This is a genomic window from Bradyrhizobium sp. CCH5-F6 (assembly GCF_001556045.1).
Lineage (GTDB): Bacteria > Pseudomonadota > Alphaproteobacteria > Rhizobiales > Xanthobacteraceae > Bradyrhizobium.
In genome coordinates this window covers 1-20,197 of the sequence record NZ_LSIC01000113.1, presented here as the reverse complement: position 1 = coordinate 20,197, position 20,197 = coordinate 1, and the positions used below count along the sequence as shown (strand labels likewise).

Genomic DNA, 20,197 nt, shown 5'->3' with positions numbered 1-20,197 from the left:
CTCGATCAACGTCAACCGACCGCCAGCACCTCCTTGCACTTCGCCGCAAACGCATTGAGGTACGCGCCCATCTCGCTCGCCAGCGCATCGGACCGGTCGATATTCTGCAGGCTCATGTTGAGGGCGTAGACCGGAAGCCCGGGCAGCACGATCGGTGTTGCGACGGCGAGCACGGCGGGCTGCCAGGATACGGCACAATAGCCGTCGTGTTCGACGGAGATGATCGATCTCCTGACCTCCGCGAGCAGCGCCTTGGTGGCCGCTGCGTTGCGCCGCTTGAACAACTTCAGCAAACGCTCTCGCTCGGTTTCGGCAGTGCCGGCGAGGTAGGCGCGACCAAGCGACGTCAGCTCCATCGGGACCTGCTGGCCGGCGACCACGTTGCGCAACGCCGCGCGCGGACTGTAGCGGATCGATTCCAGATAGACCATCATGGTTCGATCCGCGGTCGCGAGCCCGACGTTCAGCCGGCGCCTGGCCGATTCGGCCCGCATCATCGGTCCGATCGCGTTGAGCACCGGTGATCCCGTCCGCATCGCGTGGCCGATGCTGATGACGGAGGCGGCAAGGCGGTAGCTCCGCTGGTTCCGGACTTCGTCGAGCATCCCAGAATCGACCAGCGTTCGCGTCAGACGGCTGACCGTCGATCGCGGCAATCCGGTCCGCTCCGCAATCTCGCCGTTGCCGAGCGTGTCGACGCCGGGGCGGAAGGCCCTGAGGATTTCGATGCCTCGTTCGAGCGAGCGATTGCCATCAACTCCGCCCGCATAAATGCGCGCCATCTGGGCCTTCTGACATTTCCACTAAGTGGAAATATGGGGATGTCTCGGGCAGCGCAAGCCGCTATCAGCACAGGCAAGAAGAACGCCCGGCCGCGCCGGGGCTCGACGAGGAAACGGCACGGCCGAAATCGGCATTCGGCCTCCGCATGCGTCGCGGCGATCGATCCGACTCCAGCCAGGGGGCCTGCCATGTCCTATCAGCTCATCGAATTTTCCGTCGAGGTCGGTGTCGCGACGATTGCATTCAACCGGCCGGACCGGCGCAACGCCATGAGCGACGACATGCGCACCGAGTTCGTCGCCGCGCTCGAAACCGTGGCCCGCGACAAGGCGATCAAGGCCCTGGTGCTGACGGGGTGCGGCAGTGCGTTCTGCGCCGGCGGCGACATCAGCGGAATGAAGCGCCGGCTCGCGGCGCCGCAGGGCGAGGTCGCCTTCAACGGATGGAGCCGTCAGCAGGGCGTGCATCACGTGCAGTCGTTCCTGCTCGGCCTGCCGAAGCCGACGATTGCCGCCGTCAACGGCGCGGCGGCGGGGCTCGGTGCGGACACCGCGCTGGCCTGCGACTTCGTCATGGGCACGGAGCGATCGAAGTTCACCTGGTCCTACATCAAGCGAGGTTTGATCCCCGACGGCGGCGGCCTGTATTTCCTGCCGCGCCGGGTCGGGCTTTCCAAGGCCAAGGAGCTGATCTTCACCGGGCGCGTCGTCGAGGCTGACGAAGCGCTCGCGCTCGGCATCGTGGATCGCAAGGTGGCCTCGAGCGAGCTGCTGTCGGCAGCGCAGGCCTGGGCGTCCGAACTGGCTCAGGGGTCTCCCACGGCGTTGGCGCTGGGCAAGAAGATCCTGAACGAGACCTTCGAGCATTCCGCGCACGACATTTTCAGTCTCGGCAGCCAGGCGCAGGCCATCTGCTACACCAGCGCGGAGCATCGCGATGCTGTGACCGCGTTCCTTGCGCAATCCGCCTCGAAGGATTGAGCCATGGATGCCATCGAACGCCTGATCCGGCCCCGCAGCGTCGCAATCATCGGTGCATCGGCGGACCCGGGCAAGACCTCGGGGCGGCCGGTGTCCTATCTCCGGAAGCATGGCTTTGCGGGCGCAATCTATCCCGTCAATCCGAAGGTCGCTGATATCGGTGGTCTGACCTGCTACCCCGACATCGCCTCGCTGCCTGATGTGCCTGACGTCGGCCTCGTCCTGCTCGGCGCCGAGCGCGCGCACGTCGCGGTGCGCGAATTGTCCGAGCGAGGGGCTGCCGCGGCGATCGTCCTTGCCAGCGGCTTCACCGAAACGGGTGCGGAAGGCGCCGAGCGCCAGAAACAGCTCATGCAAGCCGCCGGCTCCATGCGGATCCTCGGGCCGAACACGATCGGCCTCGTCAATCTCACCGACAATATCGTGCTGTCGGCGTCGGGCGCGCTGGCGATGGATGACTTTCCGACGGGGCCGGTCGGATTGATCTCGCAAAGCGGCGGCATTCTCGGTGCCTTGCTGTCGCGCGCTGCGGCGCGCGGGGTCGGTCTGTCCAAGCTGGTGTCGACCAGCAACGAAGCCGATCTCGAGCTCGCCGATTTCATCGACTTCCTCGCCGACGACAGCGCAACGCGCGTCATTGCGCTCTATGTCGAGGCGATCCGAAATCCGTCTCGCTTCCGCGAGGCGGTTCTGAAAGCACGCCGCGCCGGCAAGCCCATTGTCGCCTTCAAGATCGGTCGATCGGAGGCCGGCGCGCAAGCGGCCGTCTCGCACACCGGCGCATTGGCCGGCTCCGACCGCATGTATGACGCCTTGTTCAGGCAACTCGGCGTCATCCGCGCAAAAACGTTCGAAGACCTGCTCGACATTCCCGCAGTCCTTTCCGCGGGACGGAAGCTCTCCGGCCGGCGTGTTGCGATCCTCACCTCGACCGGCGGCGCTGGCACGATCGTGTCAGACAGTCTCGGCGTCGCCGGCTTTGCAACGCCCGCACCAGATGCGGAGACGGCCGCGCAATTGCGCAGCCTCCAGTCGGGACCGCAGGCCAATCTCGATCGCAATCCGATCGACGTGACCCTCGCCGGCCTGCAGCCCGATCTGCTTCGTGCCGCCATTCGCATCCTGCTCGCCAGTCCCTCCTACGATGCGCTGGTCGTCATTGCCGGCTCGTCGGCTGTGGGATCGCCGGCCCTGATGGCCGATGCCATCCGCGACTGCCTGCCGCTCAGCGACAAGCCGGTCATTGCCTATGTCAGCCCCTACGCGCCCGAGGTGGTTTCCGTCCTCACCCGGCGCGGCGTTCCGGCTTACACGTCTGCCGAGAGCTGCACGGCTGCGCTCGACGGGCTCTTGCGGGCCGCGGTGCCGCAGCAGGTCCAGACATCCGGCGCGATCGAGGCTTCGGTCGATATCGGCGACTTCCCGACTGGTTCGCTCGATGAGGCTCAGGCCAAGGCGTTGTTCGCCCGCTTTGGTGTTCCGGTCGCTGCAGAGAAAGTGGTCGCAACGGCCAGCGAAGCGGAACAGGCGGCGCGCGACTTCGGCGGCCGGGTCGTGCTCAAGATTCTGTCGCGCGAGATCGCGCACAAGAGCGACGTCGGCGGCGTCGCGGTCAACCTGACCGCCGAGACGGTCGGCAGCCGCCTGACGGCAATGGCAGACGAGGTCGAGGCCAGGGCCGGGAAGAGGCCCGACCAATTCCTGGTGCAGGAGATGGTTTCAGGTGGCGTCGAGATCATTCTCGGAATGCATCGCGATCCCCTGGGAACCGCCATCCTCCTCGGAATGGGCGGGGTCGCCGCCGAACTGTTCAAGGACACCACGATGCGTCTGCTGCCACCGGAAGGTGGCCTGGGTCTGTCCGAGGCGAGCGCGATGGCGCGCGAGCTCGTCTCCTGGCCGCTGCTGGATGGCTTTCGCGGCCGGCCGAAATGCGATGTCGAAGCGCTGGCGGAAGCGGTCGTCGACTTCTCGCGCATGGTTGCGCAACTGGGCGATCGACTTTCAGAGGCGGAGATCAATCCGGTGTTCGTCCTGCCGGCGGGCCGGGGCGTGAAGGCGGCAGACGGATTGGTCGTTCTCAATGTCTGAACAAAATCGGATGGAGATCCAGATGGCCAGTGGCGGAATCATCAAATTCGACCGCGTTTGCGGGAAGGGTTTTGCTGTGCAGCGCAGGCGAAGTCTTGCCATCCTCGCCTGTGCGGTCGTCGCAGGCCTCGGAGTGACGCCGGCGCGCGCCGAATATCCCGACAAGATCATCAAGATCGTGGTGCCCTTCGCAGCCGGCGGCGGGACCGACATCATGGCGCGAACGACAGCCCAGGAAATCCAGACCGATCTCGGCAAGCCCGTCATCATCGAGAACAAGCCGGGCGCCGGGACCATCATCGGGACCCAAACGGTAGCCACCAGCGAGCCCGACGGCTATTCGCTGCTGATGGCGACCTTCGCGCACGCGGTCAACCCGAGCCTGTACAAGAAGCTGCCGTTCGATCCGCACCGGGATTTCGCGGCGGTCTCCCTGATCGCGCGGTCCTTCAATATCGTCGTCGTCAATCCGGCCTCCAGGATCAACTCGATCTCCGATCTGATCACCGAGGCCAAGGCCAATCCGGGCAAGCTCAATTTCGGCACGTTCGGCACCGGCACCTCGGCCCATCTCGCGGGCGAGCTGTTCAATGCGATGGCGAAGGTCAAGATGACGGCGGTGCCCTACAAGGGCGCGGCACCCGCGATCAGCGATCTCCTGGGGGGACAGATCGACGTGATGTTCACCACGGTGGCAAGCGCGGCCTCGCTGGTGGCAGCCGGGCAACTCCGCGCGCTGGCCGTCACATCCGCCGAGCGGTCGGCGGTGTTTCCGCAATTGCCCACCGTTGCCGAGGCCGGGGTTCCCGGCTACGCGGCTGAATCCTGGTATGGATTGTACGCTCCGGCCAAAACGCCTGCGACAGTGATTGCACGCCTCAATCAGGCGATCGCAAAAGCCGTCCAGTCCGGTGCTTTCAAGAAGCTCGAGGCGAACGAAGGCCTCATCATGGTCGGCAGCGCTCCGGAAGAGCTCGATCGCTATGTCTCCCAGGAGGAGGCGCGCTGGCGCAGGCTGGTCAAGGACGCCAACATCGACGTGCAATAAGTCTTGCGAATCCGGCTGATATCCGGGGCCGCGAACGGCCCCGGATACCGTCCAATTAGAATCTCAGTCCGCAAGCCCGCCGGATCGCGATCTGAACCGGCGATGGTGGCAACGCCGGATCGAGTTCGCCCCTCGGCAGTAGCGGAGGCTGTGCCATGAAGCGCGGCTGCTTCCCTCGGTGAGGTTGCGCGGCATGAACCAGGAACGGGTGGCACAGATAGACGGTGCCTGCCGCGCCGGTTGCCAGTTCGACCTCGCAGTCCTCCGTCGACACCCAGTTTTCGGAAGCGAGCTGCCGGAGCGTCGCGCCTGCTTCGCCAAAGGGCAGCAGCTCCCGCGCGATAGCAGCATGCGAGCCCTTCCGGATCCTCGTGGGTGCATCGTCCGGGCCGACATCCGAGAACAGAAAGAGCATCAGCAATGCGCGGCCGCTGCTCTTCACATTGGCGCGCCACTCCATGAAATCCGGATTGGCGGTGCCAAAGCTCATATCCACGTGCCAGCCATCGTCACCAGGGCATTCCGCTGAAGGGAAGCGGATCGGAAAGGTTCCGAGGCCCCTGGGCGCAAGCCAGCGCTCCTTGCCAACGAGTTGATCGTAGGCCTCGTGCAGGGCCGGCGTGTTCGCGGCTTCGATGAATGGGGGCGACGCCTTGGATCCCACCCGGACAACGGGGCGAGTCCAGCTTTCGGGCTCCTCCGGCGACAGGCCGATATCCGCCCACAGTTCGTCCCTGCATTGCTTCGCAAGGTCGGTGCTGAAGGCATTCTCGATCTTGATGAAACCGTCTTCGATGAAGTTCTGGACCTGACGGGGAGACAGGCCCGCCTGTTCGTTCCTGTGCATTCAACATTCTCCGTTCGGCTATCGCATCAAGCGAAGCCGTTTGATCTGATTGGCGCGGATGCGCTGGAAACGACGTCAGCCGTTCAGATCAGCGGGAAGAATGTGGAGATGAACATCATGTCGGGAAGGTACACCGCAGTGGGCGGTGCGATCAAGATGCGCTCGTCTCTCGCGGGGTCGGCAGCCTGCCGCGCGATGCGAGGAGGCTGCCGAATGCTCATGCGTGCGTCACGGGCAGGGGCGACGCAGTCCGTCGCGACCCAAATAGGTTCCCGAGCCAGGATCGTAGGATCGATATCGCTGCGCACAGTAGGAGGCGGCGCTGGATTGGGCCTGGCTGTTGGCGATGGCGCCGCCGATGATTGCGCCCGCCGCGAGGCCGCCGAGTACGGCTGCGCCGCCACCGTAATGCCGGTGATGATGCCTGTGGCCGTAGCCATGCCCGTGTCCATGTCCGTGCCGGTACTGCACCTGCTGAACGCCCGAGTCGGGACCGGGATTGCCGATCGGCAGAGGTGCCGCGAGCACCGGCGCGGCAGCCGTCGAGAGCATCGCTCCAGCGGCCGCGAGGACGACGAAAGTTCTGCGGATTGTCATGTGGACTCCATGTTGTCGAATGATGGAGCAACGGCCGGTTGCACGCTCCGTTCCCTCAGGGCAGTGCGAGCGTCAGACGGTCGCAGAAAATGAAATGTTCGTAAGGATGCAGTCGGAACAATTTGAAGCTGAACCTGCACCGCGGGCCCTGCTCGTCGATCGGGATGCGGTCAATCTCGATGCGTCCCGCGCGCGGAACGTGGGGCCGATGCCGTTCGATTGCGGCATCATTGATCTGAAACAATGACGGCAATTCGGCACAAATGCTAGGGCGAGTCGCAGGTCACGGCGCACGGCTCCCCAGGCCGGTCAAGACGATCTCAGCGCGTGATGGAATCCGAGGACTCGATGGGACGACTTTTGAATATCGTGACGCCGCTGCATACGGCGACCAAGCGCGACTACATGGCCCGCATGAACGACGACAAGATCGGCTGCTCGCTGAAGGCGCGGGAATACGAGGCCGATTACTGGGATGGAGACCGCCGCTTCGGCTATGGCGGCTACCGCTTCATCGAGGGGCGCTGGGCGCCGGTCGCCAAGGCGCTGATCGAGACCTATGGTCTGAAGGATGAGTCCAGCGTGCTCGACGTCGGCTGCGGCAAGGGCTTTCTGCTGTACGAGATGCAGAAGATCCTGCCGGGCCTGAAGGTCGTCGGCTTCGATATCTCCAAGCACGGTCTCGCGAACGCGCATGAGCAGGTGAAGCCGTACCTGTTCAACTATCGCGCCCAGGACGTCTATCCCTATGGCGACGACAGTTTCGACCTCGTCATCTCGCTCGGCACCCTGCACAATCTCAGGCTCTACGAGCTCGAGGCCGCGCTCAAGGAGATCGAGCGGGTCGGCAAGAACAAATACGTCATGGTCGAGGGCTACCGGACCGTCGCCGAGCTGCACAATCTCGAATGCTGGGCGCTGACGGCGGAGTCGATCCTGCACACGTCGGAATGGATCTGGCTGTATGGCAAGCTCGGCTACACCGGCGATTACGAATTCATCTATTTCGAGTGACCGGGCGCTGCCGATGGACATCAAGACTGCGAAGGCAGCCATTCTCGTCGAGTCCGGCAAGCCGCTGGTCGTCGACGAGTTCACCTTGCCGGGTAAGCTCGAGCACGGCCAGGTGCTTGCGCATGTGCACACGTCGAGCATCTGCGGCGCACAGATCAACGAGATCGACGCCGTCAAGGGCGTCGACAAGTTCCTGCCGCATCTCTTGGGGCACGAGGCGCTGGCGACCATCGTCGAAACCGGGCCCGGCGTCGTCTCCTGCAAGCAGGGCGACACCGTCGTCATGCATTGGCGGCCGGGCAAGGGCATCCAGTCCAACACGCCGGTCTATTCCTGGCGCGGCAAGCGCCTCAATGCGGGCTGGGTCACCACCTTCAATGAATATGCCGTGGTGTCGGAGAACCGCGTCACGCCCGTTCCCGCCTCGATCGATCGCACCAGCGCGCCGCTGCTCGGCTGCGCGGTGACGACCGCGCTCGGCGTCGTCAACAACGATGCGCAAATCGCCATCGGCGAAGCGGTCGTCGTGTTCGGCGTCGGCGGCGTCGGATTGAACATCGTGCAATTTGCCGCGATGGTCGGCGCCTGGCCGGTCATTGCGATCGACCGCCTCGACAACAAGCTGGCGATGGCGAGGGATTTCGGTGCCACGCACATCATCAATTCCGAGGTGGTGAAGGACGTGGCCGCCGAGGTTCGGTCCATCACGGGGCCCGACGGACCCGACAAGGTCGTCGAGACCACCGGCGTCAAGAATTTGATCGAGCTCGCCTACGAGATCACGGCGAAGAAGGGCCGCTGCATCCTCGTCGGCGTTCCCCGCGAGAAGGCCGAGATCTACACGCTGCCGTTACACTTCGAGAAGGTGCTGAAGGGCTCGGAAGGCGGGCAATGCCAGCCCGCGCGCGATATCCCGCGTCTGGTCCGCCTGAGCGATGCCGGCAAGGTGAGCTACCGCGGCATCGTCACCCACGAGTTCGCGCTCGATGACATCAACGACGCGCTGGACCTGATGCGCAGCGGCACATCGGGACGGATCCTTCTGAACATCAGCTGAGCGCTGCGTTCGACGCGCACGCGCCGGCAGCATGCCGACGCTGGCGCTCCAGCAGCCAGGCCGTGATCGCCATGTTCACGATATTCCAGGCGATGCCATTGACCAGCGCGGAAGCGTAGGAGCCGGTCCAGTCGTAGATCGCGCCGGCCATCCAGCCTCCCAGTGCCATGCCGGCGAGCGTGACCGAGATGGCGAGGCTGACGCGAAAGCCGGCCTCTTGGGCCGGGAACAGCTCACGGACGATCACCGCATAACTCGGCACGATGCCACCCTGCGCCAGTCCGAAAATGGCGGAAACGAAATAAAGTGAGACCAGCCCGTTGAACGGCAGATAAAGCGCGAGTGCCACGGCCTGCATCGCCGAGCCCAGCAGCAAGGTCGGCAGGCCGCCGATGAGGTTCAACACCCAGCCGAAGATCAGGCGGCTCGCCACGCCAAAGCCGAGCATGACCGCCAGCATCTCGGCTCCGCGCGCAGGGCCGTAGCCGAGGTCGCCGCAATAGGCAACCAGGTGCACCTGCGGCATCGACATGGCGACGCAGCAGCACATGCCGGCGAAGGCGAGCAGGCCCTGCGTGGCAGCGGGAGGCAAGCCTATGGTTCGTACCGTGCCGCCGCTGCTCACGGCTCTGGGCGTCGCCTTCTGCAACTCCGGCCGGCGCAGCAGGACCAGCGACAGCGGCAGCATCGTCGCGAGGCAGAACAGGCCGATGCCGATATGGGTCTGCCGCCAGCCGACCGCAGCGATGGCGTTCTGGACGATGGGTGGCCAGACCACTCCGGCCAGGGAGCTGCCGGCCGTCGCCAGGGAAACGGCGAGGCCGCGATGCTTGTCGAACCACAGCGAGGCGTCGGCCACCAGGGGCGCGAAGCTAGCGGCGCCGCCGAGGCCGATCGTGAGACCGCAGATCGTCGCGAAGACAGACAGGTTTGGCGCGAAGGCGGTGAGGAGGTAGCCGAGGCTCATCAGGATCGTGCCGCCGGCCAGCGGCGGGAGGATGCCGAAGCGATCCGCCAACCGGCCGACGACGATGCCCCCGATCATGAAGCCGATGATGGCAAGCGTGTACGGCAAGGTCGCCGCGGCGCGAGGCGCATCGAAGTCGGCCTGCACCGCCGGCAAGGCCACGACCAGCGACCACATCCCAACGCAGCCCAATGTGCTGAGGATGATGGAGGCCGAAAGACGAATCCAGGAATAGGGAGCCTCGATCGACGGAATGTCAGGCGGCACTGCGGCAGATCTCCTCGGGCTGGGGAGCTACGGCCCGGGGTATCGTCCGCCGTCACAGGCGACAAAGCAGGATTTCTCTTTTGTCCGGCGAACGAAACTCATGCATCTTCCCTATCCTTCCCGCATCGTCCGGAGCCGGCCATGACGTATCTGTTGCCGCCACTCAATGCCCTGCGCGCCTTCGAGGCCGCGGCCCGCCACCTCAGCTTCAAGCAGGCCGCCCACGAGCTGCACGTCACGGCTGGTGCCGTCAGCCAGCAGGTCCGCCTGCTGGAGGAACGGCTGGGCGTGCAGCTGTTCGAGCGCCGGACGCGGCAGGTCATTCTGACGTCGGCAGGCGAAACCTATCTGGCGCGGGTGCGTCAGGCGTTTCGTTGCCTCGCCGAGGCGACCGCCGAACTCAAGCCTGAGGGCGTCACGAGCCTGCTGCATGTCGGGCTCCACGCGAGTTTTGCCATTGATGGGTTGCGGACTCGCCTGGCACAGTTCCGTCGGGCTCAGCCACAGCTCGCCGTTCGCATCAGCCAGCCGGCTGGGCTGCACGAGCTGCTCGAAGGCAAGGTCGATGTCTTGATCGCGGACAGGGTGCAGCGCTGCACCGGCTACAGGTGCGAGCCTCTGGACAGCGGCTTCCTGATCGGCCCGCTCGGCACCGCCGATTGTCCAGAGATCGAGACCCTGCGGTCCTGCCTGCTTGGCGATCGTAAGCTCGAGCCTGCGGGCGCCGCCAAGGCGCCGTCGCCGGCGGCATGGCCGAGCCGCGTGCCATAACGGCTTCGCGCGGCGGCCGTAACCGGCGGTTAACCATGGATATTTACGGTGTGACAAGCCTCTCGGCTATGACTGTCAGTTGATTTCGAGTCCAACCCCATGGCGTTCGGTAGCCGCGCATCTCCGCGAAGCATCGCCCCGACGGAGCAAGCGGCTTCGTGGGAAGCGCCCCGGGCTGCGAGAGTGAAGTCCGACGGCACCGGGCCGGCAATGGTCAAGGGTTCGCTGACCGTCTCCGGTACGCTCTCCTTTCTGCGCGAGAATGGCCGGCGCATTCTGACGCTGGCCCTGGCGCTGTTCGCCCTCGGCGCCGTGGTTCTGATGGTTCTTCCGGTCCGGTACGCCGCGACGGCCCTGGTCGTGCTCGATCCCCGCGAGCTGCGCGTGACCTCGGATCAGGAGGTGCTGCCGGGCATCGGCCAGGATGCCGCGGCGCTCCAGAGCCAGATCGAGATCGCCAAATCCGACGGCTTTCTCCGCCCCCTGATCGAGCAGCTCAAGATCGCGGACGACGAGGACATCGCGGGCGGTTATACCGACATGACGCGCGTGCTCGAAAGATTCCGCAACCGCCTCGAGATCACCCGGCGCGGGCTCACCTACGTCATGGCGATTTCCGTCACCTCGAACCGCCCCGAGCGGGCCGCTTACTACGCCAATGCGATCGCAGAGGCGTTCGTCGCCAGTCAGGGCCGCGTTCGCACCGAGGCGACCGACGAGGCGGCCGACTGGCTCAAGGACCGGCTGAAGACGCTGAACGAGCGCCTGCGCGCATCGGAAGACGCCGTCGCCGCCTTCCGGCTCGAGCACAAGATCGTCAATGCCGGCAAGGAATCCACCACGCAGCAATTGCGGGTCACCGATCTGACCCAGCAGGTCTCCGCCGCTCGCTTGCGCACCGAGGAGGCCAAGGCCCGCTACGAGCAGGTGCAGCGCGATCTCAAGGCCAACGTCGAAGGGCCGGTGAAGCAGGACCTCCTCAGCATGCTGCGCGCGCAGCGCTCGGCCCTGAATGACCAGATCGCGCAGAAGAAGGCGGTGTACGGCGACCGCCATCCCGACCTCGCGATCTCCTACAGCCAGCTGGCGGATATCAACCGGCAGATCGAGATCGAGCGCAAGAAGAACATCGACACGGCCAAGTCCGAATATGAGGCCCAGCTCGAGCAGCAGAATGCGCTGGAGAAGCAGCTCAAGGCGTTCGAGACGAAGATGCTGATCGACGGCCAGGCGCTGGTGAAGCTGCAGGAGCTGCAGCGCGACGCCGACGCCAACAGGAACATCTACGAGCAGTTCCTGTCGAGGTTCAAGACCACCAATGAGCAGCGTCAGCTGCAGGCGTCCCAGACCAAGATCGCCTCGCCCGCCATTCCGCCGGTGCGCCCGACGCGTCCGCCGCTCGCCTTGCTGCTCGCGGCGCTGGCGATCGGCTCGCTGTTGACGTCCACCGCCGCGGTTTCGGTGACGTCGAGCATGACCGCCGACAAGCCCGCGTCCGTTCAGGCGCCTGCATCCTTGGACGCGGAGGAGACGCCCGGCCGGGAAGCCCAGCCTCCGGCCGCGGCCATGCACCGAACCGAAGCGATGTCGAAGGCCGAGCCGATGCCCGGCCTTCCTGTCTGGGCCCGCATCCCCGAGCTGGCGTCCGGAGCCGGGACCAACACGGTCTGGCAAAGACCGATCGCCACTTCAGCAGAGCTCGATCTCGGCATCCATCTGCGGCCGCTGCTCGAACGCATCGACCGTGTGCCGGTGCGCGGCTGCAAGGTCGCGCTGGTGTTGTCGGTCGGCAAGAGCGCCGGCGGCAACACGGTTGCGCGCTCCCTCAATCGGGCCGCCGTGAATCGGGGCATGATGAGCGTGCTGATCCGGCTCCAGCCGGAATTCGCAAGTCACCAGCCGCCGGTGACCGAATGGAACGACGGCTCGACCACGGCGGGACTTCAGTCGATCGACGAGCTCCTGAGTGCCGGCCGAAAACCCGATGCGAGGCCCGAGGACGACATACGTTCGGAGTTCGACCTGATCGTCGTCCATGCCGGCAATCTCGCCTTGCAGCCCGACGCCGTCGCCCTGGCCGCGCATGCCGACCTGATCGTCCTGGTGGCGCGCGCGGGCGAGCTTGGCTCGGGCGCGATGCGCAGGGTGACCGCGGCGCTGTCGAAATATGCGGCCGTGCCGACCGGCCTCGTCGTCAATCACGTGCCCGCCGGTTCGGTGGCGCCTCACCCCGAGGGTGGCGCACTGGGTCTTGCGGTTGGATGATGACATCGCCGCGCCGTCGTCTGCACGTCGCGGCGATGCTCGGTCTTGAACCTGTTTGAGGCCTCAGGCCGCCTTTTCCGTGAGGTCGAAATCCATCTGCCACGTCGACTGCCCGGGCAGCTTCCGGAAAATCCAGATCGTGAGGGTCGAGCCGGGCGGAACGACGATGCTGTCGCCCTCATGCATCGTGAACTGGCGAATGTTGCTCTCCGTCGCCCATATGGAATGGGAGTAGACGTCCTTGTCGCTGGTCTTGGTGCAGCTCAGAACCCCGCCATTCATGACGGCGCGGGTGATGGTCTGGCTGACTGAGGAATCCATGTGGATGGCGGTCATACTGGCATTCTCCAAAGGTCTGAATGAAACGCCAGATGCTCTCTCAGGTTGTGTCGTGCTGTCAATGACGTGCGTTGCTGCGTCCACCTCCTCAGGGTTGCCCGTCCATGAGGAAGCTGAGCCGGCAATTGTTCATCGATGGAGATCGTTGGTTTGCGCTACCGCCATCCCAGCGCCGGCGCCACGTGCTTCAAGATCGCCTCGATCGCATGCGCGCAGTAGCTCACCCCGAGCTGGTTCGGAATCGTCAGCAGCAGCGTGTCGGCCTCGGCGATCGCCTCGTCCTGCCGCAGCTGCTCGATCAGCACATCGGGCTCCGCCGCATAGGAGCGGCCGAAGATCGCCCGCGTGCGCGGATCGATGAAGCCGATTTGGTCCTCGCCTCCGCGCTCCCCGCCGAAATAGGCGCGGTCGCGATCGTTCATCAGCGCGAAGATGCTGCGGCTGACGGACACGCGCGGCTCGCGGCTGTGCCCCGCCTCCTTCCATGCCGCGCGATAGGCGCGGATCTGAGCGGCCTGCTGCACATGGAAGGCTTCGCCGGTCTCGTCGTTCTTCAGCGTCGAGCTCTGCAGGTTCATGCCGAGCTTCGCCGCCCATACGGCGGTGGCATTCGAGCCGGCGCCCCACCAGATCCGTTCGCGCAGGCCCGGCGCATGCGGCTCGAGGCGAAGCAGCCCCGGCGGGTTCGGAAACATCGGCTGCGGATTGGGCTCGGCAAAACCTTCGCCGCGGAGCAGGTCGAGGAAGACCTCGGCATGGCGCCGTCCCATGTCGGCGTCGTTCTGGCCTTCGGCCGGCCGATAGCCGAAATAGCGCCAGCCGTCGATCACCTGCTCGGGCGAGCCGCGGCTGATCCCGAGCTGGAGCCTGCCGCCGGCGATGAGGTCGGCGCTGCCTGCGTCCTCCACCATGTAGAGCGGGTTCTCGTAGCGCATGTCGATCACGGCGGTGCCGATCTCGATCCTGCTCGTCTTCGCGCCGACGGCGGCCAGCAGCGGGAACGGCGAGGCCAGCTGCCGTGCGAAATGGTGCACGCGGAAATAGGCGCCGTCGGCCCCTAACTGCTCGGCCGCGACCGCAAGCTCGATCGATTGCAGCAGCGTGTCGCCGGCAGAGCGCGTCTGCGATTGCGGCGAGGGCGTCCAGTGCCCGAAGGAGAGGAATCCGATCTTTTTCATGGGCGTCATTTAATGATGCGTGGGACGGCGTCAACCATCCGCACTGATGCCGGTGCTCTGCGGCCAGGACACAGCAAAATGTTCGGCGCGCTCCACGAGGAGATCCAGGAAGGTTCGCGCGCGGGGCGACATCCACTGCGTCTCCGGATAGACCGCATGCAGCGGCAGCGCGGCAATCGTGTAGTCCGGCAGCACATGTTCGAGCTCGCCGCTGCGAAGACCGTTCGCGGCATTCCAGTCGGGCAGAACCGCGATGCCGAGATGATGCATCGTTGCTTCCTGCATCGCGTCGGCATCGTCGACATGAATGGGTCCGTTGATCGACGCGACGTGACGGCCATGCTCGGATTCGAAGGCCCATTGGTGGGCCGGCGACATCCTGGAATAGACGATGCATTGGTGCGCGCTGAGATCGTCGGGCGTCCGCGGCATCGGGCGGCCGTGCAGATAGGTCGGTGTCGCAACCAAATAGCGCTGCACGGTGCCGAGCCGGCGGGCGACCAGCGTGCTCGCCTCCAGGTTTCCGATGCGCAGCGCGAGCTCAATGCCTTCTTCGACGAGATTGACGAACCGCTCGCTGAAGCGGATGTCGACCCGGACCTCCGGATAGTGCCGCACATACTCGGCGATGACCGGCATCATGTAGCGCCGCCCGAACGATGAGGGCACACCGATCCGCAGCGTGCCTGTCGGGCGTGGCGCCGCCTGCTCCACGCTCGACCGTGCCATGTCGAAATTGTCGAGGATCTGGCGCGCGAGATCGTAGATGCGGTGCGCCTCGGCCGTCGGTTTCAGCGTGCGCGTCGTGCGCGAGAACAGCTGCGTACCGAACTCGCTCTCCAGCATCGCGATGCGCTTGCTAATCGAGGGCTGGCCAATGCCGAGCTCCTTGGCCGCCGCCGAGAAGCTGCCGCCTTCCAGGGTTCGAACGAAAGCGCGGAGGCAGTCGATCCGGTCCATGATTAATTCCGAGCTGGAATAAATCATATCCCATATATTCCGTGGTGCGCAACGGCTCGTGCCGCTAGGCTTCCTCAAAACAAGCAGCCGGGGAGGGAGTCACGTGGCACGCCATATCGGAATTGTCGGCGCCGGAATCGCCGGCCTGCATCTCGCGCTCTACCTGCAAAAGCATGGCGTGGACGCCACCGTCATCACCGACCGGACGCCGGAAGACTATCGCGATAGCCGGCTGCTCAACACCGTCGCGCACCACCATGTGACGATCGCGCGCGAGGACTATCTCGGCGTCAATCACTGGACCGATCCGAAGGACCATTACTACTACCACGACCACGTCTTCAATTTTCCGCAGCCGCTGCGCTTTCGTGGCGACTTCTCGAAAGCGAGCCGCGCCGTCGATTACCGGATCTATCTTCCTGCCCTGATGCAGGACTTCACGAAGCGCGGCGGCATCATCGAGTACCGCCGCATCGAGGAGCGCGACATCCGTCCGCTGGTCGCGCGCTTCGACCTGCTGGTCGTCTCCACCGGCAAGGGGCCGCTCGGTCAGCTCTTCACCTATCGTCCCGAGCATACCCCCTATTCCCAGCCGCAGCGGCGGCTGTGCGTCGGCCTCTACACCGGCGTGCGTCAGCCCGATCCCATGAACGTCACGCTCTCTGTGTCGCCCGGTCATGGCGAGATGATCGTGATCCCGACCGTCACCTTCGGCGGCATCGCCAACGCGCTGCTGATGGAGAACGTGCCCGGCGGCGACATGGAGGAGCTGGCCACGCTCAGCTACGACGATGACCCCAGGCACTTTCTGAAGGTGCTGCTGGGCAAACTGGAGAAGCATCACCCGACCACCTACGACCGCATCGACACCGCGCGCTTCGATCTCGCGCAGCCGCAGGATCTGCTGCAAGGCGGCGTGGTCCCGACGGTGCGCAACACGGTGGTCGAATTCGACGATGGCAAATGCGCCATCGCGCTCGGCGACGTCCATGCCATCGTCGATCCCATGATGGGCCAGGGCGCCAATGTCGCCTCCTATGCGGCCTTCGTGCTCGGCGAGGAGATCGTCAACGCCGACGCACTCGACGCGCGCCTCTGCGAGAAGATTGATCTGAAGCGGCAGGACCGCGTGCTGGCGGCCTCGCGCTGGACCAACGTGATGCTGCAGCCGCCGACGGAAGCCCTGGGCATGCTGATCGGCGCGATGAGCCAGAATCCAATACTGGCAAACGAATTCACCGAGAACTTCAACTATCCGGACCGGCAGTGGGATCGCATCTCCACGCCGCAGCGCATCCAGGCCTGGATCGAACGCATGTCGGCGCCGCCCGAGCCCGTCAGGGCGATCGCGTGAGGATCGATGCGAGCGGAGACTGAGAGGCCGCGCGCCAACCCGGCATCGTTTCGCGAAGCCGCGTCGCGCTTTGCGACCGGCGTCACGGTGCTGACCGCATTGGACGAGCACGGCCGCGTCTGCGGCATGACCGCGAACAGCTTCGTGACCGTCAGCCTGTCGCCGCCGACCGTGCTGGTCTCCGTCATGCCCGGCCGCATGCACCGCGCGATCTCGGCGACGGGACGCTATTGCGTCAACGTCCTGCCTGACCACGGCCGGGATCTGTCACGACATTTCGCCAGCCAGCCGAACGCAGGCGCGGCGCCGCATTACGACATCGTCGACGGCCTTCCGCGCCTGCAGGGATGCATCGCCTGGTTCGCCTGCGAGGTCACACGGCACGTCGAGGTCAGCGACCACACGCTGATCATCGCTGAAGTCTCGAGCTGCGATCATCGCGACTCCACACCGCTGGTGTTCTTCTCCAGCAGGTATCATCTCGGCCCCGGCATGCCGGTTGATCGGTGACCGAACCGCGACGCCTCAGGCGTAAGCCACCCAGCCGCGGAAGGCGAAGCCGGCATAGAACAGGGTGGGGTCGGTGAAGCCGGCCTCGCGCAGAACCGCCTCGTCCTGCGCCGGCGCGAGGATGTCCAGATGCTTGGTCACGGCGTCCCGCGCGGCCGCCGCCTTCTCGGGTTCGACCCCGGAGAAGGCCAGGAACGCGGAGTACCGCGACAGCCACAGCGGGCGCTCCTCATCGCCGTTGGGCGCGCTCAAATGGGCGACCACGAAAGGTGCGCGCGGCTTGAGTCGCCGGTGGATTGCCGACGCGATGCGACGCCGTTCCGCGACATCGACGAAGTGCAGGGTCAGCAGGCAGGTCGCCCCGTCGAACGGCCCCTCCGGCGCATCGTCGATGTAACCCTGATGAAGACGCGCGCGCGGCGCGAGCTCGCCAAGGGTCTGCCTCGCGAGCCCCAGCATCGCGGCGGACGGGTCCACACCGTCGAGGCGCCAACCCGGCTGTGCCTGCGCGAACGCCCTCAGCTCCAGGCCGCCGCCGGCGCCGAGGACGAGGATCCGCGCATCTTCACGTGCGCGCTCGGCCAGCAGGATTGCTGCCATCGACAGCATCGCGTTGTAGCCGGGAACAAATCGCGGCGGTCCGTTGGTGTAGTTCGCCACCGCCTGCGGATCGGAGAACATGTCTTGAATGCCGGTCATGACGTCGTCCTTGCTGAAGCCCCCATCACGTGTGATGCGCGCTTATGGCTTGAAGCTTGCGGGAGCCGAGCCGCTTGCGGAGATCCTCACCGAGCCGCGACAGCAGCAGCGCTTCCGCATCGTGAAAGGCCTGATCGAGCGCGGCATTGACCGCTTGCTCGACGAGGCAGCCGGGCGCCTCCGTGCGGTTGCCCATCGCCAGCAGCGCCGGGCTGCCAAGTGCAATGTAGACGTCGCGCAGCGTTACTTTCGAAAGGTCGCACGCCAGCGTCCAGCCGCCGCCATGCCCCTTCTCGGAGCGGACATAGCCGAGGTCGCGCAGGCCCGCCATGATGCGCCGGATCACCACCGGGTTGGTGTCCATCGCCTTGGCCAGGGTCTCGGACGTGAACGGCCCAGGCTGCTGCGCCATGTGCAGCAGAACGTGGAGCACGCCGGACAAGCGGGAATCGCGTCTCATGTAACTGTATATGTTACATGTCGGGACGAGGGTCAACCGAAAACGACGCCGGACAATCGGATGCGTTGGGGCGTATCAGGTCCGCGCCTCTGGTCGAGGCGCATTCGCACGCCTCACCCGTTGACCGGGTTGTGCCGGGAGCTGACGAACATCGTGCTGTTCACCGCGGTCGGTTGTTCTCGCAAACACTGCTGCGCAAACATCCGCCTCGACCGCGACATGGCTTTTCTCACGGTAGCAGTGGCTCAGTCAGCCGCTGCCTCGCTACGCGGTCAGTTGCGCACGGAACAAAACGTCCACACCGTAACTCGATGAGTTATAGGTGTTGGTCGGGAAGAGGCTGTCGGATCCATAGGCATACACTCCATTGCCTCCGCTCGAAGCCGAGGATGGCGCAGTCAGCGGTCCGTTGCTGACCGCCGAGCTAAAGAGGTTGGGTTCGACGGAGTAGTTTCCTGACGTGTGATAGGACGCAACGTAAGTCGCCCCCGCCGTGATCGCGACCGGCGTGGCGAAATTGACTTGCTGCCAGCCGCTCGCCGTCTCATTGCTGAAGGTCGCGGTGGCCAGCAGGGTGCCGGTGCCGCTCCAGAGATTTGCGGTATGAGTGCCGACGTTCGACGGGCCCTTGTAGAAGCGCAGTCCGGTGACGTCGCCGGGGCTGGATGCCTGGAATTTGAACCCAAGCTCCACCGGGTTCGGATCATTGACCGTTACCACGCTCGGCGTCGGGTTGCTGCTGAACAGGCTTACGATGCTGCCGGATGTTGCGTTGACATCCAGAGAGGCGGACGCGCTTGCCGTCCCGCCGCGACCGTCAGAGATGGCATAGGCGAACGACGCCGCTCCAGTATATCCGGAATTGGGGGTGAAAGTGATGGTGTTGGTCTGCGCGTTGAAGCTTGCCGCGCCGCCGACACCATTGCTCACTCCCGTGATCGTCAGGACATCGCCGTCGGGATCGGTGTCGTTGGCAAGCAGGGCCGAGGCTGGGATCGAGATCGGAGAGTTCTGAGTTGTGCTGAAGCCGGAGTCATTCGCGGCGACTGGTGCCAGGTTGGCGCCGCCGCTCGCGGGGCTATACAGCACGTCCACCCAGTAGTTGCTGGCCCCGTAGGTGCTGGTCGGGAACAGATTGCCGGAGCCGTAGGTGTAGACGCCATTGTTGCCGGCGGGCGCTGTGAGCGGACCATTGACGTGCGGGCTGGTGAAGTAGTTGCCCGTGGACGTGTAATGGCCGTTGCTGTGGTAGCTCGCCACATAGGTCGTGCCGGCGGTGATCGAAACCGGATTGTTGAAGATGACGGTCTGCCACCCGCTGCTGGTTTCGTTCGAGAATGTAGCGCTCGCCAGCAGCGTGCCGGTGCTGCTCCACAATGACCCCGTATGGGTGCCGGTGTCGCCCGTGCCCTTGTAGTACTTGATGCCGTTGATGGTGCCGGCCGCAGATGACGTGAAACGCACCCCGAGATTGACCTGGGCCGTATCGGGATCCGAGAGGACGGCCGGTGTATCCGAATTTGAAAACAGGCTCACGATCGGCGTAGTCACCGCCAAATTGGCTGTCGCGGTCGCAGTGCCGCCGCGGCCATCGGCGATGGCATAGCTGAAGGATGCGGCGCCGGTGTAGCCGGCAGTCGGCGTGAAGGTGACGAGATTGGTCTGGGCATTGAAGCTGACGGTGCCGTTGACGCCGCCGCTCACGCCCGTGATCGTCAGCGGATCGCCGTTCGGATCGGTGTCGTTCGCAAGCAGGGCAGACGCGGCAATGGTCAGAGCCGTGTCCTGCGTGGTGCTGTAGCCGCTGTCGTTGTTGGCAACCGGCGACTGGTTGGGTGCGGTATTGACCGTCAGACCGACCGTTGCAGTTGCGGTGCCGCCGCGGCCGTCGGCGATGGCATAGCTGAAGGATGCGGCGCCGGTATAGCCGGCGGTCGGCGTGAAGGTGACCGTATTGGTCTGGGCATTGAAGCTGACGGTGCCGTTGACGCCGCCGCTCACGCCCGTGAC

21 protein-coding genes are annotated in these 20,197 nt (G+C 65.1%); 10 read left to right on the top strand and 11 right to left on the bottom strand.

Annotated features, from left to right (window positions below):
* Positions 1-11: 11 nt before the first annotated feature.
* Positions 12-782, bottom strand: coding sequence for an IclR family transcriptional regulator (locus AX729_RS20170; protein WP_061026157.1), 771 nt, complete (start codon positions 780-782; stop codon positions 12-14).
* Between the two features lie 189 nt (positions 783-971).
* On the opposite strand from AX729_RS20170, the gene AX729_RS20165 reads away from it, so the two are divergent.
* The 3 genes from AX729_RS20165 to AX729_RS20155 are packed head-to-tail and all read left to right on the top strand — an operon-like array spanning position 972 to position 4,902.
* A complete protein-coding gene (locus tag AX729_RS20165; RefSeq protein WP_061026156.1) occupies positions 972-1,763 on the top strand; it encodes an enoyl-CoA hydratase/isomerase family protein in 792 nt (263 codons plus the stop codon).
* A 3-nt stretch (positions 1,764-1,766) separates the two neighbouring features.
* The gene (locus AX729_RS20160) at positions 1,767-3,854 is read left to right on the top strand and encodes an acetate--CoA ligase family protein (RefSeq protein WP_061026155.1); all 2,088 of its coding nucleotides are present in this window, start codon (positions 1,767-1,769) and stop codon (positions 3,852-3,854) included.
* A gap of 10 nt (positions 3,855-3,864) precedes the next feature.
* Entirely contained in the window at positions 3,865-4,902 is a 1,038-nt protein-coding gene (locus AX729_RS20155) for a tripartite tricarboxylate transporter substrate binding protein (protein ID WP_156457092.1), read from the top strand.
* A gap of 55 nt (positions 4,903-4,957) precedes the next feature.
* Here AX729_RS20155 and AX729_RS20150 read toward each other — a convergent pair whose 3' ends face one another.
* The 3 genes from AX729_RS20150 to AX729_RS20145 all read right to left on the bottom strand — a co-directional run bounded on the left by AX729_RS20150 (position 4,958) and on the right by AX729_RS20145 (position 6,346).
* The gene (locus AX729_RS20150) at positions 4,958-5,749 is read right to left on the bottom strand and encodes a phytanoyl-CoA dioxygenase family protein (protein ID WP_061026154.1); all 792 of its coding nucleotides are present in this window, start codon (positions 5,747-5,749) and stop codon (positions 4,958-4,960) included.
* Positions 5,750-5,832: 83 nt separating this feature from the next.
* Positions 5,833-5,970, bottom strand: coding sequence for a hypothetical protein (locus AX729_RS39770; protein ID WP_156457090.1), 138 nt, complete (start codon positions 5,968-5,970; stop codon positions 5,833-5,835).
* A gap of 7 nt (positions 5,971-5,977) precedes the next feature.
* Entirely contained in the window at positions 5,978-6,346 is a 369-nt protein-coding gene (locus AX729_RS20145; protein ID WP_061026153.1) for a BA14K family protein, read from the bottom strand.
* Between the two features lie 19 nt (positions 6,347-6,365).
* Between AX729_RS20145 and AX729_RS39765 the strand changes: the two genes are divergently transcribed.
* The 3 genes from AX729_RS39765 (at position 6,366) to AX729_RS20130 (ending at position 8,417) form a co-directional block, all read left to right on the top strand.
* On the top strand, positions 6,366-6,593 hold the full coding sequence (locus tag AX729_RS39765; RefSeq protein ID WP_156457089.1) for a hypothetical protein: 228 nt from the start codon (positions 6,366-6,368) through the stop codon (positions 6,591-6,593).
* Between the two features lie 80 nt (positions 6,594-6,673).
* Positions 6,674-7,360: a class I SAM-dependent methyltransferase gene (locus tag AX729_RS20135; protein ID WP_156457088.1), complete on the top strand. Its 687-nt coding sequence runs from the start codon at positions 6,674-6,676 to the stop codon at positions 7,358-7,360.
* A 13-nt stretch (positions 7,361-7,373) separates the two neighbouring features.
* On the top strand, positions 7,374-8,417 hold the full coding sequence (locus AX729_RS20130) for a zinc-binding dehydrogenase (RefSeq protein ID WP_061026151.1): 1,044 nt from the start codon (positions 7,374-7,376) through the stop codon (positions 8,415-8,417).
* Here AX729_RS20130 and AX729_RS20125 read toward each other — a convergent pair.
* On the bottom strand, positions 8,410-9,651 hold the full coding sequence (locus AX729_RS20125; RefSeq protein WP_061026150.1) for an MFS transporter: 1,242 nt from the start codon (positions 9,649-9,651) through the stop codon (positions 8,410-8,412). The two genes, AX729_RS20130 and AX729_RS20125, sit on opposite strands and share 8 nt — an antisense overlap.
* A gap of 141 nt (positions 9,652-9,792) precedes the next feature.
* On the opposite strand from AX729_RS20125, the gene AX729_RS20120 reads away from it, so the two are divergent.
* Both AX729_RS20120 and AX729_RS20115 read left to right on the top strand, forming a co-directional pair.
* Positions 9,793-10,422, top strand: a complete 630-nt coding sequence (locus AX729_RS20120) for a LysR family transcriptional regulator (protein WP_061026149.1) — start codon at positions 9,793-9,795, stop codon at positions 10,420-10,422.
* Positions 10,423-10,521: 99 nt separating this feature from the next.
* Positions 10,522-12,687 carry a GumC family protein gene (locus AX729_RS20115; protein ID WP_061026148.1) on the top strand — a complete coding sequence of 722 codons (2,166 nt, stop codon included), beginning with the start codon at positions 10,522-10,524 and terminating at the stop codon, positions 12,685-12,687.
* Between the two features lie 63 nt (positions 12,688-12,750).
* Here AX729_RS20115 and AX729_RS20110 read toward each other — a convergent pair whose 3' ends face one another.
* The 3 genes from AX729_RS20110 to AX729_RS20100 all read right to left on the bottom strand — a co-directional run bounded on the left by AX729_RS20110 (position 12,751) and on the right by AX729_RS20100 (position 15,164).
* The gene (locus tag AX729_RS20110) at positions 12,751-13,023 is read right to left on the bottom strand and encodes a hypothetical protein (protein WP_061026147.1); all 273 of its coding nucleotides are present in this window, start codon (positions 13,021-13,023) and stop codon (positions 12,751-12,753) included.
* 158 nt (positions 13,024-13,181) lie between these two features.
* Positions 13,182-14,204, bottom strand: a complete 1,023-nt coding sequence (locus tag AX729_RS20105; protein WP_061026146.1) for an LLM class flavin-dependent oxidoreductase — start codon at positions 14,202-14,204, stop codon at positions 13,182-13,184.
* 30 nt (positions 14,205-14,234) lie between these two features.
* The gene (locus AX729_RS20100; protein WP_061026145.1) at positions 14,235-15,164 is read right to left on the bottom strand and encodes a LysR family transcriptional regulator; all 930 of its coding nucleotides are present in this window, start codon (positions 15,162-15,164) and stop codon (positions 14,235-14,237) included.
* A gap of 103 nt (positions 15,165-15,267) precedes the next feature.
* On the opposite strand from AX729_RS20100, the gene styA reads away from it, so the two are divergent.
* Both styA and styB read left to right on the top strand, forming a co-directional pair.
* Positions 15,268-16,518, top strand: a complete 1,251-nt coding sequence (gene styA / locus AX729_RS20095) for a styrene monooxygenase subunit StyA (protein WP_061026144.1) — start codon at positions 15,268-15,270, stop codon at positions 16,516-16,518.
* 6 nt (positions 16,519-16,524) lie between these two features.
* Entirely contained in the window at positions 16,525-17,028 is a 504-nt protein-coding gene (styB, locus tag AX729_RS20090) for a styrene monooxygenase NADH-dependent flavin reductase subunit StyB (protein WP_061026143.1), read from the top strand.
* A gap of 15 nt (positions 17,029-17,043) precedes the next feature.
* Here the strand turns inward: styB and AX729_RS20085 are convergent, their stop codons facing one another.
* From AX729_RS20085 to AX729_RS20075, 3 genes are all read right to left on the bottom strand, one after another.
* Positions 17,044-17,727, bottom strand: coding sequence for a class I SAM-dependent methyltransferase (locus tag AX729_RS20085; protein WP_061026142.1), 684 nt, complete (start codon positions 17,725-17,727; stop codon positions 17,044-17,046).
* Positions 17,728-17,752: 25 nt separating this feature from the next.
* A complete protein-coding gene (locus tag AX729_RS20080; RefSeq protein ID WP_061026141.1) occupies positions 17,753-18,187 on the bottom strand; it encodes an Rrf2 family transcriptional regulator in 435 nt (144 codons plus the stop codon).
* A 264-nt stretch (positions 18,188-18,451) separates the two neighbouring features.
* A partial coding sequence (locus AX729_RS20075) for a DUF4082 domain-containing protein (RefSeq protein WP_156457087.1) occupies positions 18,452-20,197 on the bottom strand: 1,746 nt, incomplete at its 5' end.